Raw genomic sequence first — 13,079 nt, forward strand, 5'->3', positions numbered from 1 at the left:
GCACCCCGATGAAATTATCCGCGAGCCGATTGGCGCAATGGTTTGTACAAGGCGATCACTACAGCATCCGTTTGGATGAATCCCGCCTAGTGTTCGAATCCAAACACATCACTGAAACCGTGCCTTTTTCTATTTGGGATGGTCAGTGCCGCATTTCCCGTGGCTTATGGTGGGGGAAATTGACGGTGATTGTGTCGCCGGCGGATCGTCCTGCGCAAACCCTCACTGTGTATGGGTTGCCTTGGCGTGAGCTGCAAGCCTTCGCTGAACAACTGACGGGTGAATATCAAGTCTGGTTAGCAGGGCAACAGAAGCGCTTTATGTTGGTGGAGCACGAGTTATTTGCGCTTCGCGATATCTTGGCCGATCACCAAGGGTATTTGCGTGATGCAGATTTAAAAGCATGGCGTGAAAAAGCCGATGCCGTGTTTGAAGCCCATACCCTGCATCCTCAAGTCTTCTCTGTTGCAAACCCTGCGCTGTATCAAGCGGTTTATGGTTGGATTCAAAATGGCGATGCCAAGCGCATGGCGAGAAACCAACGCTGGCAAGATAACGAGCGCGAACGTTGGTCGGCATGGTTTGATGAGGCAGAGTCTTCCCCTTTGAATGCATCGCAGCGAGATGCTGTGTTAATGGACGACAACCACAATTTACTCCTCGCGGGGGCAGGTTCAGGAAAAACCAGCGTGCTAATGGCGCGAACGCGTTACCTTGTTATGGGTGAACAAACGACGCCTGAACGTATTCTAATGCTGGCGTTCGGTAAGAAAGCCAGCGAGGAAATGAAGACGCGATTGCAGGCACATCAACTGACGAAAGTGAATGTGTCTACTTTCCACAGCTTTGCCACGACAATCATTAAAGAGGCAACAGGGCAAGCGCCCGTGATGGCTGACCTTGCGACGGACGAAGAGAGCAAGATGAGCTGGATGACATTGTGGTTGGCGAAAAACTTAGCCAACCCAACGGTAGAGAAACGTTGGCAGAAACACCTGGCGCAATGGAAAGTGTCCGGCTTGAGTGCAGACCGCCCATTGGTTGAGCAAGCCCATGAACCCAAACTGCACAAATGGCTATGGCGACAACTGGACTTACTTCAACAACAAACCTTGTCTCAAACTGCTATAAAGCAACGCATTCAAGCATTGCAGCCGAGCACGACAGAACGCGAAGACGACACGACGCTCACTGAGTTGGATTCACCGAACACCAACATGGTCGCCAAAGCGTTAAGCGAATTGTCCTTGGTTTGGCCTTTGGTTCGGGATTATCGCCAACATCTGACGCAGAACAAAACATTCGACTTTAATGGCTTGATCATTGAAGCCACTAAAATCCTTTCCAAGAAAAACGCCACACTTGCGTCGCATTATGACCACGTGATGGTTGATGAGTATCAAGATATTTCGCCGTCACGCTTGGCACTGCTTGAGGCAGTGTGTGGCGGCAAACGAGACCGATCTCCGTCGTTGTTTGCGGTGGGTGATGATTGGCAGGCGATATACCGATTTGCAGGTTCAGACGTGAGCTTAACCACGGATTTTCTAGCTCGCTTTCCAAAAGGCGAAATTCGTTACCTTGATACGACTTATCGTTTCAACTCCATGCTGGGCGATGTCGCAAACCGATTCATTCAAGTGAATCCAACACAGCTTTCAAAACCGCTCAACAGTCACCGACTGCAGAAGAAAAAGGCCGTTACCTTGTTGCCCACTGAGCGCATCGCGGCAGCCCTAGACAAACTGGCGTCGTCACAAGGCGAAAAATCGGCAAGCGTGCTGATCATTGGGCGTAACAATGCCAATAAGCCAGCGGATTTGGGCCAATGGCATTCTTCTTATCCCTCGCTAGACATCCGTTATGTCACCGCTCATGCCAGTAAGGGGTTGGAAGCCGATTACACCTTCATTGTGGATGTCAATGAAAACGTCTTCCCCGCAAGATCGTATGCAGAGGGTCTTGAAGGGGCATTGCTGCATATGGAAGAAGGGGTAGAACATGCAGAAGAACGCCGATTGTTCTATGTCGCGCTGACGCGAGCTAAGCATCAATGTTGGGTTTGTTGTGAGCCTGAAATGGCTTCAGTGTTCGTGAAAGAGTTGTGGCAGGGCGATTATCCTGTTTCTTGTTCCATTACTAAAAAGCAACTAATGGCGAACTGAACGTGATTAGCTGCTGGTGTTGCTGGCTTGAACACCACAGCGCAATATGGTGGCTTGTCCTGAATCATCACTGACCATGAGGTGGAATCGAAAGGCCAATGCGTCATTGAAGAGTTGCTTTTTGGGATGACTGAGCGCACTGCCCATGAGACTTCCAAAGGTTTTGAAGGCGTGCACTGAGCTTTGCCCGGACACTGCAACGCCCAATGTGGCGCAAATCGCCAAATTGTCGATGATAGAGGTGCGCATAGCGTCTTCATCATCATCAATGACGGCAAGGAGGGCGAACGTGTCTTCGTTGTTGATCCAAATCTCCCCGCTATCGATGACCAGCTTTTCTCCCTCTTGCGTGGGCTGCCATTCATTGTGATAGCCCAGCATTTCTAAGTTTGCTTTGGTTTCACCCGCGCTGGGGTAGCTTTGAGCATGAAGCGGGCCTCCCCCAAATAGGGTGAGTGATATCAAAAGAGGCACTGGGAAAAGCGTCTGAAATCTATTCAATAGGGTTGAGTACTCTGAGGGTTGCATATGTTCCATTGTAGTCATTGATGCTTAGATCGTGAATAACATGGACCGCTTCACCTTGAGCTCTTAAAAGAAATGTCACTGTACTTTGCATAACTAATTTGTATGAAAAGTGAAGCAAACGCACAAATTACAATAAATCGAATACTGTGCGGTTTTTCACTAAAGATCTTATTTTAAAAGGTAATTTTGTATCAAGAAGCCCTAATATTTCTTGTTATATCACATTGAATTAATGTGATCTTTTGCCTATATATAAATAAAGACATTAATGATGCTGTGAGTTTTTTATCTGTAATAGGTAATGCTATATGTAAAAAGCATGGACAGTTTTTCAATATGTGGCCGATAGAAAGTTAAGACACTTACAGTAACCCATATTTTAGGTCGTGGATCCGGCGAGGTATAACTGAGTATGAATTCTACACCAGCGAAAAAGCCGCCGGCAAAAGCCAGAGAAAAAGTGGTCATGGGCTTACGAGCCATGGACTTTATTCAGCATGGTACGGAAGCCTCGTTAGAGATAGTGACACCACTGGGTCAACGATTGAACTTCAAATCCAACTTCATTGGTTTTGATGATCAACAACATATCTTCTTTACCATGCCGAAACTGTCCAAAGGTGATTATGAAATGTTTTTCACCCAAGGCTTTAATGTTGATATTGAAGGTGTGTCAGAGAAGGGTGAAGGGGCATTGGTGAGGTTTCGTACGCGCATCGAGCATGTGATTTATCGACCAGTTTCTTTGATTGTTTTTCCTGTGCCGCAGCAAGCTAAATTGGTGCTATTGAGAAACGAGATTCGTTATGACTTACGTCTTCCTGGCGATATTCAGCTTTCTAACCGTAAACTGCGCGTTATCTTAACGGATGTGTCTTCTGGCGGGTGTGGGTTTGCCTATGACGCGATCTCTCCTGAGTTTGATGTTGACCAAAAGATTGTGATCGAAGTCATCAACAGCACCACGCAGGATACCTATGCGCTGAGTGGGGGGGTGAAAAACGGACGTACAAAGCGTGGTAAACAGACATATGGCATGGTTTTCGATGAACCGGGCAAGGCAAACTGCCGCCGTTTGCTTTCAACGTTGATTTACGATGGTACGAAATACGTGTTTAAAAACCCGAAGAAAGACCAAGCGCTGGGCGGAAAAACGTAACCACGTTATTGGTTTTTTATTTACGCCGAATCATGAAAAAAGCACCGAGGAATCGGTGCTTTTTTTATTGCTGGAGCTGGTGGTTTTACTCTCTGAAAACGAGCAGCAAATTGAGCGCGTCGCCGGGGTTGATTTCAGTGGATGGGTCATCGTCAAAAAGGCGGTTAAAACCGTCTAGCCGTGGGTCAGTGTGGCTGAGTTTGTGAAACCCCATGCTCCAATCTTTAAACTGACGTTCGACCAGCGATTTTCGCATCATTTCTACGATACCGTAGTGGCGATGATCCCTACATATCTTTTCAAACAGTGACGAGACAACGTGCTCGTCACCTTCGATGGCTTGAATAAAGTCGCCATCTTTGTAGAGCAACATACCTGTGATGCCAAGCGCTTCGTTATTACTGCGAATATCACAAAGCATGGTGTTAAGTTCGGATTCGGTAAAAGGGCGTTCTGCACTGCTGATATAAACAATTTGCTGTAGGTTGTTGCTCATTGTTTGCTCCAAGATTTATCCCTAAGCAACCTCTTAACGCGGGTTCGACGAGAACGTTTCAGTCGGCAGAAGAATACTGCGAATACGTCCTCATTAAAGTATGTATTAAATTTAAGAATTTGCATTTGAGCAAGGCGATTTATTTGCGTCCTCAACATATAACACCTTGCTGATGATGTGATGGCTGTTTAGGAAATTTAACCAACGAACCTGATGATGCTGGAGCTTATCACCCGGTCCTTTCACTTCGATAAATTGGCAGGTATTTCCTTTCACCATGAAAAGATCAGGATGCCCAGCTCGATTAGATTTCGGGTCAAACAATATACGTTCAAAACACGCCACGAGTTGAGGCGGCGTCAAGCTCAACAACGCTGCCGTGATCTGTTCTTTGTCGATATAACCCCAGACAACCCAATCATTCGCCAATCCATATTTCTGCTCAAACGTTGCGAGTCGTTGCTTGACGCTTTCTTCTTGGGTTTGTTGTGCCAAGGCATGTAAGCGCTCCTCAATGGCGGATTGTCGTGCGGCATAAAACTCAGAAGAAAACATGTCGCGAGGGGAACGCTGGAACGGGTTGAGAAATGCCCCCGAGACAGGGCTGTAAATGATGTCCCAAAACGTCAAACCAAAGAGTGCATTCAGCAATAGGTTCTCACTGAACCATACTGTCCATCCTTGTTCGGTGAAATGCGCTGCACTGGCGACTTCCACGCGAGTATCCAAAGGCAACGAAAGGTGAAGCGCTTCATAGAGGTGTTCTGTGGCAACAGGGCAATCAAAGTCGGTTTTCTTTGCCAGTTGTTTTGCGATACGCGCAGCCACGTCTTTTTCATCTTCATTGAAGGGGCTGGCGAGCATGTCGTTGACCCATTCACAGGCGCGTGACCAATCGGATTGCTTCATCGCGATACGCGCTTGGCGCTCCCTTGACGGCGGAAGAGACGATTGTGAGAAGAGCAACATGGCCTCTTCGATGTTTCCAGCGCGCTCTTGTTCTCTCGCCAGTTGGTTGATCAGTCGCTGTCGTTTTCGTTCGAGTGGTGGCCACGCTGTTGTAAAAGGCAGTGCTTTTGATAGTTCAAGAAGGGCATGTTTGTCTTTTTTTTCCGACAGTTGCCAATATTGCTCAGAAAGAGAGGACAAATCTAACCAGTCTTTCATTTGGTCTCTACTTGTAAACAACCTCACCTCCGCAGTAAGTGATACGCTTTCGAACCGCTGAATGCCTAGGTCACTTAAAACAAACTGACTGAGGTCTTGCCGCGCGTTACCAAAATACAAAAGTAAGAAAATTGGCATCACGTCGAGCCGAACGTGTAAGCACGAAAATGTCAGTGGCTCGGCGGTGGGAGAGTGCGTTGCAATCTCTTCGATGAGGTCCGCTTTCTTACTTTTTTTGTCCAGTGGTAATACATCGAAATGACTCAAAAGCTCAGGCTTTGTCAACAGTGAACAAAGAACATCAAAAGGAGGTGTACGCTCAATATCAATGAATGTTGCTTCAGCGAGAGAAGAGATGGCATGCGGCAGGTTGTCGATTTCTGGGTAATTGAGTTTGTCTTCACGAAACCAATGCCCTTTTCGGGAAAGAAATCGCACCAGTAAGCATTGTGCATTCGTGGGTAAATCATGAAATGCCGTTATCCAGTCTCCTTCTTCTTGGGTAAGAAGATCCCCGTAACGTAGGGTTACGGTGTCGATGATAGAAGCAAAATTAGCAAGGTAATAATGCGGTGGGAGATCTGGAAAAACAGCAGTATCGGTCATTGTAGTGAATGGTTGGGAATACGAACGTTTGATTATGACTGCCTCTTGGTGATGTCACAAACGAACGTGGCTAGGAATGAGAATAATAAAGGACACGTTTACGGTGAAAATGCTGAAACTGGTAATCGGGCTAGGGGTTATGTTTTCTGCATTTGTAGGGGCGGAACCAGCAAAAAATTCAATCAACAGTACGTTGCCAATCAAGGCGGCAGATTGTTTGGTGGTGGACAAAGACAAACATATCTTAATGATCGAAGAAGCCATCAGCGGTAAGTTTTCGATACCTGGTGGTTCAATCATTGGCGATGAATCGCCAGAGGTGGCGGCAAAACGAGAAACATTCGAAGAAACAGGGTTAGTGGTTAACGTCGGAAAACAAATCGCGCGTACCTATAATTCCGCCTTGTATGCCTGTGAGTTGGCAACGCCTGCGCGTTTCTACATGGATCAAAATGGTCAACGCATTGTGATGGTTTGGACCGCACCACACTTCGGGAAAGAAGTGACGCGAGTGCTGCTCAAACCGGACAATAAAGCCATGCGAAGCAATTACCGCTTTCCTGAACACAAGTGGCAATTTCCGAATTGGGTACCAGAAGTGACGCCAAGCGCGTTTGTGTTTTCTCCTGGTGAAATTGGCACATTGATTCCTTTCTATGAATCCCAATTGATCATGCTGCAAGAGTGGCACAATACGATTTCAAGCAATGGATTGACGCTGTTTCTGTCCAAAATCGTCATCCTGATCGGTTGTGTGTTTTCACCGCTTTTCTTTCTGCTCACTTTGCCATTAATACGAAGCTATCATGGCCATCGTGCGTTGCTGATTTATGGTGCAGGTATGCTCACCATGGCGACGTTTACCTTGATTCTGAGTACGGTCATTGTTGTGCCTCGTCCTTACTTTATCGACCCTGTGTTCGGCGTGCATAACACCTTGGGTTACACTTTACCAAGTACCATGGTGACATTGACGACCATGCTGTTTGGCTGGGTTTGGATGACGTCAAAAACCGCTGAAAAACAGCGTAAATACCGTTGGCTGATCGCAGTGTGTGGCGTGGTGTCGATTCTGTTTGTTAGTCTCAAGGTCTTATTGCTGGGTGAACATTACCCAACAGATGTTTTGGTTGGCATTGCATTGGGGGTCGCGGGTTCATTTGGACTTCACCATGTGAGAAAGTGGCGATTCACAGATAGGCGCTACGTGTTAATTTCAGCACGCTTTTGGATTGCAGCGTTCGCGGTTACAGCGGTCATTGGCGGGGCAATTCACAAGCCACATATTATTTATCTGTCAGCGATCTGTCTTGGCGTGTATAGCGCCCTGATGTGGTTAAAATTCTTCCCTGTCTATGTGTCACCCATTAAGCGGCATGTTCAGTTGACGTTTTTTTCGCTTCTTTCAATGGGCGTACTCGCGATTGTGGGCGTTGATCATTGGCTTACTGCGAGGTATGCCGTGAATACCGTGATTGTGGCGGTGCATTGCGGGGCGTCATGGTCAATCGCGGTGTGGCTGTTGGTGGTGGCTCCTAGGGTGTTACCCAACGTATTGAAAATCTGATTGTCGTCTTGATGGATGCATCGCCAAACATCTTGAATAAGCGGTTGAAAATACACTGGCTGAAATGAAAGCTTTGTGTTTTCAGCCGCTTTTAGGTTGAGTCGAGGAGGAAATCCGCTTTGAAGCCGCCCTTGGCTGTTGTAAAGTTATGCGCAGTTAAATAATCCGCATACTGCCAGTTACCGTAAGGATCAACGGTGCAATTTCTGGCTTCAGGGAGCAAGATGTTACCAGTACTCAATCATCAACATACGCTTGACCCAGTTGTTGGTCGCTATCTTGATAAGCTAAAAGAGCTGGGTTTCCAAGGTGAAACCGAAACCTTCTATGCGAGTCGCCTCGCTGTCGCAACAGACAACTCTGTTTACCAGATGTTGCCTCAAGCCGTCATTTTTCCAACGTCTACTCAAGATTTAACCCTTGTCGGTAAAGCCTCTTTAAACGGCGATTTTGATGCTATTCGATTCTCTGCGCGTGGGGGCGGTACAGGCACCAACGGTCAATCACTCACGCAACATGTCGTGGTGGATGTTTCCCGCCACATGCAGAAAGTGCTTGAAGTTAACCCTGAGGAAGGCTGGGTGCGTGTTCAAGCCGGTGTCGTGAAAGACGCGCTCAATGATGCACTTCGCCCACATGGCTTTTTCTTTTCTCCGGATTTGTCGACTAGTAACCGTGCAACGGTCGGCGGCATGGTGAACACCGATGCGTCGGGCCAAGGCTCGTTGCGTTACGGTAAAACCTCTGACCATGTTCTGGCATTGAAAGCCGTACTCGCAGATGGCTCTGAGCTTGATACCGAATCGCTTCACTATGACGTTGTGCAAGCAAATGAACGCCAAGATTATGCAGGACATGCACTGCGCGAAGTATCGCGGATCTGCCGAGAAAATCGCGCGGATATCGACGCGAAATTCCCGCCGCTGAACCGTTTCTTGACGGGCTATGATCTGAAAAATGCCTATCAACCTGAACACGACACGTTTGATATCGCACGCGTATTGTGTGGTGCAGAAGGCTCGCTGGGTTTTATTTCGGAAGCCAAGCTGAATATCACGCCAATTCCCAAAGCACGCACTTTATTGAACGTCAAATACGACAGCTTTGATTCTGCATTGCGCAGCGCACCTGTAATGGTGGAAGCCAATGCGTTGTCGGTAGAAACCGTTGATTCACGCGTATTAAATCTGGCGCGTGAAGACATTGTCTGGAACACGGTCAAAGATCTGTTGACCGATGTGCCGGGCAAAGACATGCAAGGCATCAACATTGTTGAGTTTGCGGGCAACGATGTTGATGAGATCGAGGCACAAGTTACATCACTTTGCGCGCGATTGGATGTGCTGGTCGAAGCGGGTGATCAAGGTGTGATTGGATATCAAGTCTGTAACGATTTGGCGTCTATCAACAAAATTTACAACATGCGCAAAAAAGCCGTTGGCCTTCTTGGCGCGGCGAAAGGTGCAGCAAAACCTGTCGCGTTTACTGAAGACACCTGTGTGCCACCAGAAAACCTCGCTGACTTCATTGTCGAGTTCCGCGCGCTGTTGGATAGCCATAACCTAAACTATGGCATGTTTGGTCATGTGGATGCGGGTGTGCTTCATGTTCGTCCAGCCCTTGATTTGTGCGACCCCGAACAAGAACTTCTGATGAAGACAATCTCTGATCAAGTGGTTTCGCTGGTGGCGAAATACGGCGGCTTGATGTGGGGCGAGCACGGAAAAGGATTCCGTTCTGAGTACGGCCCTGAATTCTTTGGTGACGATCTTTTTAATGAACTGCGTAAAGTAAAAGCCGCGTTTGACCCGCATAACCGCATGAACCCAGGCAAGATTTGTACGCCGTTTGAAAGTACGGATCAGTTGGTGAAAGTAGACGGCGAGAAACGTGGTGCTTTTGACCGACAAATCCCGATTCAGGTGCGTGATAGCTTCCGCCAAGCGATGGAATGTAATGGTAACGGCTTGTGCTTTAACTACGACACCAGCTCTCCAATGTGTCCGTCGATGAAGATCAGCTATGACCGTCGTCATTCGCCAAAAGGCCGTGCAGGTATCGTGCGTGAATGGCTGCGATTATTGGCAGAGCAGGGTGTTGATCCGTTAGTACTTGAAAAAGAGTTGATGGATGAGACGCCATCGATTCGTCAAATTTTCGATCGCTTCAAAAACACGTGGATGGCGAAGAAAGACGATTACGATTTCTCCCATGAAGTGATGGAAGCGATGAACGGCTGTTTGGCGTGTAAAGCCTGTGCAACCCAATGCCCGATTAAAGTGGACGTACCAAGTTTCCGTTCGCGCTTTATTAACCTTTATTACAGTCGTTATCAGCGCCCTGCTAAAGACTACCTCGTTGCAAACATCGAAACCATGCTGCCTTGGATGGCAAAAGCGCCTGTGCTCATCAATGCAATGACTCAGCCTAAATGGGCGAAAGCGGCGACGAAGGCCACCATTGGGTATGTTGATGCGCCTGCGTTGTCTGTGCCGACATTGATGGAATCGTTGGACGGACATCATGCCACCAAATTCGATTTGCAGTGGCTACAGGCGTTGAGTGAGTCAGAGCGTTCTCGTTACGTCCTGATCGTGCAAGACCCCTTCACCAGTTTCTATGAAGCGGATGTGATTCGTGATTTGGTGAGCTTGATTGAAAAGCTAGGTAAAAAACCTATGCTTCTGCCGTTCAAGCCGAACGGAAAAGCGCAGCACATTAAAGGCTTCTTGAAAAAGTTTGCGAAAACAGCGACGAATACGGCGGCGTTTCTTAATCAAGTCGCCGAACTTGGTGTGCCGATGCTGGGTGTCGATCCGGCATTGGTGTTGTGCTATCGCGATGAGTACAACGAAATCTTGGGTGACAAACGTGGTGACTACCAAGTGCTCACTGCTCATGAATGGCTAATTGAAGAAATTAATCATCAGCCGACCAAAGAGCAAGCAGACACGGATGCGTGGTATTTATTTGCTCATTGTACTGAAAAAACCAAGATGCCAAATGCGGAAGCAGAGTGGGGCAAGATTTTTGCGCACTTTGGCGGAAAAATGGAAGCGGTCGCTGTCGGTTGTTGTGGCATGGCGGGTACCTACGGGCATGAAGCTGACAAGCTGGAAAATTCAAAAGGCATTTACGGTTTGAGTTGGCAGCCACGTCTTGAGTCTTTACCGCCAACACGCACCATGGCAACGGGATATTCATGCCGCAGCCAAGTGAAGCGTTTTGAGCATCATAAAATGCTTCATCCTCTACAGGTATTACTCAAACTGGTGTAAGCCATTTTGTGATTTGTTCGATATCACCATGTTTGTTGAATATCATAAAGGGGCGTTTGCCCCTTTTCTTTTTCTCAGCAATCAGCCTCTTCTCACACCAAACACCAAACACCAAACACCAAACACCAAACACCAAACACCAAACACCAAACACCAAACACCAAACGCGTAAAACCTCACAATTTTACGTGCCGTCGCAATTGTAGAGCGGGGTGATCTCTGCGAACTGATAGGCTTAGCAGTATTCCTTATACCTAAACACACTCTTAATGAGTAAGTTCTTTGAGGTTGGTTGGGTATGCCTTTTTAAAAAGGAGTCTGTCGTTATGTCTTCACTTCAGCCACATATTACGTTTCATGGCATGTGTCGAGACGCGCTTCAATTTTACACGGATGCGCTTGGCGGTAAGATTGTCACGTTAAGCACTTTTGATGAGTCTCCCGTCGAATTTCCTTCTCATTTTCTTAATCGTGTGATGCATGCAGAATTTGTTTCTCCCGAGCTTTCTTTCCTCGCCTCAGACGGTCTAGATGACTCATTAGCCCAAGGGTCTGGTGATATTGCATTTCATGTCAGTTTTACAGAGCAGAGGCGTCAAGACGTGATTTTTTCAGCATTGTCAGACCAAGGTCAGATCATCATGCCGTTGGACTATACGTTTTGGGGAGTAAGGTTCGGAATGGTTACAGATAAGTTCGGTGTGCGTTGGATGTTAAGTTGTTCTGCAGAGAACCCAGAAGATTAAAAGGCCTCTGAAACCAAGCAACGAAGCGAGCAAGGTGTCAGAGGCCATAAAGTTAGAGGCATTAGAATCAGGATTATTGAAGCCTGATTCGCAGCAATATTAATCTTCGTTAGGGCTTAACCAGCGATAAATGACACCAGCAAGAATAGCGCCAATCAGTGGTGCGACCCAGAACAGCCACAGCTGTGAAAGCGCCCAGTCACCAACGAACAAGGCAGGGCCTGTGCTTCGTGCTGGATTTACAGAGGTGTTGGTTACAGGAATGCTGATGAGGTGAATCAGTGTGAGTGATAAACCAATTGCGAGACCAGCAAAACCAGGGCTAGACAGTTTGTGCGTCGCACCAAGAATGACAATCAAGAACATAAACGTCATCAAGACTTCGGTGATAAAGCTCGACGTTAAATCGTAGCCGCCTGGTGAGTGTTCGCCGTAACCATTTGACGCAAGTCCACCAGCTAAATCAAACCCTGGCTGACCACTAGCAATCATGTAAACGGCGTATGCACCGACGATACCGCCTGCAACCTGAATCACGATGTATGGTAAGAGTTCGCTGGTTGGGAAACGACCGCCAGCCCATAGGCCAACAGAGACGGCAGGGTTTAAGTGGCAACCAGAAATATGGCCAATGGCATAGGCCATTGTGACAACGGTTAAACCGAATGCCAGCGCGACACCTAAGTACCCAATACCTACGTCGGGTACTCCAGCTGCTAATACAGCACTACCGCAGCCTCCCAGAACTAACCAAAACGTACCGATAAATTCGGCAGTTAATTTTTTAAACATAACAAAGCGTCCTTTTCACATCGCCTCTTATTGGCGAATTGTTTTAATGCAAAAGTATGGAGTAGGAGTTGTTCCTGTACTGCGCTTTAAACGTAGCACATTGTATGGCTTTGTCCGCTTTGTTGGATAGACCCACCCAAAGCGACAAGCGTTTAAACGACTTCAACTATTCGGAAAGGGTCACATGCATCTTGGAAAGCTGATGGGGCGCGTGGTGGATGTTTCGAAGGGAACTGGGGGACTGAACTCGGTATAACTTGGATTTAGAAGGTATACTCTATTGAAAATCAAATCGTTGCCTTGACTAAGGCGTTAAGCAATGATCACTACGTAACGCCAAAGCGAGGCTTGTAAATGATTAAGATTGTTTTTATTGTTGGTTTGATACTCGTTGGACTTCTGGCAGTAAAATTTGTGGATGAAAAAATGCAAAAGAAGATTGCCATCGTGTTCGTTGCCCTTGTGGCTGTTGCTGTTCTTAGCCTTGTCGTTTCCGAACTCATTCGCTAGCAATGCCCGCTTAAAAGCAAAAAAAAGTCATGTACAGATAAACAAAAAGCGAACCATTCGGTTCG

General features: G+C 47.2%; 10 protein-coding genes. 6 read left to right on the forward strand and 4 right to left on the reverse strand.

The genetic code is table 11. From position 1 onward, the window contains the following. Positions 1-8 precede the first annotated feature (8 nt). Positions 9-2,165, forward strand: a complete 2,157-nt coding sequence (helD, locus tag BM082_RS01970; RefSeq protein ID WP_074925065.1) for a DNA helicase IV — start codon at positions 9-11, stop codon at positions 2,163-2,165. Positions 2,166-2,171: 6 nt separating this feature from the next. On the opposite strand, the gene BM082_RS01975 is transcribed toward helD, so the two are convergent. After that, positions 2,172-2,702 (reverse strand): hypothetical protein, encoded by a 531-nt coding sequence (locus tag BM082_RS01975; RefSeq protein WP_244275887.1) that lies wholly within the window; start codon positions 2,700-2,702, stop codon positions 2,172-2,174. A 403-nt stretch (positions 2,703-3,105) separates the two neighbouring features. Here BM082_RS01975 and BM082_RS01980 point away from each other — a divergent pair, with 403 nt between their 5' ends. Further along, the gene (locus BM082_RS01980; RefSeq protein WP_017010527.1) at positions 3,106-3,852 is read left to right on the forward strand and encodes a flagellar brake domain-containing protein; all 747 of its coding nucleotides are present in this window, start codon (positions 3,106-3,108) and stop codon (positions 3,850-3,852) included. Between the two features lie 85 nt (positions 3,853-3,937). Here BM082_RS01980 and BM082_RS01985 read toward each other — a convergent pair whose 3' ends face one another. Continuing rightward, positions 3,938-4,348: a BLUF domain-containing protein gene (locus tag BM082_RS01985; protein WP_017010526.1), complete on the reverse strand. Its 411-nt coding sequence runs from the start codon at positions 4,346-4,348 to the stop codon at positions 3,938-3,940. A gap of 111 nt (positions 4,349-4,459) precedes the next feature. Further along, positions 4,460-6,121: a VRR-NUC domain-containing protein gene (locus BM082_RS01990; RefSeq protein ID WP_074925070.1), complete on the reverse strand. Its 1,662-nt coding sequence runs from the start codon at positions 6,119-6,121 to the stop codon at positions 4,460-4,462. A gap of 76 nt (positions 6,122-6,197) precedes the next feature. Here BM082_RS01990 and BM082_RS01995 point away from each other — a divergent pair, with 76 nt between their 5' ends. The 3 genes from BM082_RS01995 to BM082_RS02005 all read left to right on the forward strand — a co-directional run bounded on the left by BM082_RS01995 (position 6,198) and on the right by BM082_RS02005 (position 11,712). Further along, a complete protein-coding gene (locus BM082_RS01995) occupies positions 6,198-7,688 on the forward strand; it encodes a bifunctional NUDIX hydrolase/phosphatase PAP2 family protein (protein WP_244275889.1) in 1,491 nt (496 codons plus the stop codon). A gap of 224 nt (positions 7,689-7,912) precedes the next feature. Beyond that, a complete protein-coding gene (ydiJ, locus tag BM082_RS02000; RefSeq protein WP_074925074.1) occupies positions 7,913-10,966 on the forward strand; it encodes a D-2-hydroxyglutarate dehydrogenase YdiJ in 3,054 nt (1,017 codons plus the stop codon). A gap of 326 nt (positions 10,967-11,292) precedes the next feature. Further along, positions 11,293-11,712 carry a VOC family protein gene (locus tag BM082_RS02005; protein ID WP_017010521.1) on the forward strand — a complete coding sequence of 140 codons (420 nt, stop codon included), beginning with the start codon at positions 11,293-11,295 and terminating at the stop codon, positions 11,710-11,712. A gap of 99 nt (positions 11,713-11,811) precedes the next feature. On the opposite strand, the gene aqpZ is transcribed toward BM082_RS02005, so the two are convergent. Beyond that, on the reverse strand, positions 11,812-12,504 hold the full coding sequence (gene aqpZ, locus BM082_RS02010) for an aquaporin Z (protein WP_074925076.1): 693 nt from the start codon (positions 12,502-12,504) through the stop codon (positions 11,812-11,814). Positions 12,505-12,858: 354 nt separating this feature from the next. Between aqpZ and BM082_RS25030 the strand changes: the two genes are divergently transcribed. Continuing rightward, positions 12,859-13,014: a hypothetical protein gene (locus tag BM082_RS25030; protein ID WP_017010519.1), complete on the forward strand. Its 156-nt coding sequence runs from the start codon at positions 12,859-12,861 to the stop codon at positions 13,012-13,014. The last annotated feature ends 65 nt before the right edge of the window (positions 13,015-13,079 follow it).

Origin of the sequence: Enterovibrio norvegicus DSM 15893, assembly GCF_900115495.1 — a bacterium.
Classification (GTDB): Bacteria; Pseudomonadota; Gammaproteobacteria; order Enterobacterales; family Vibrionaceae; genus Enterovibrio; species Enterovibrio norvegicus.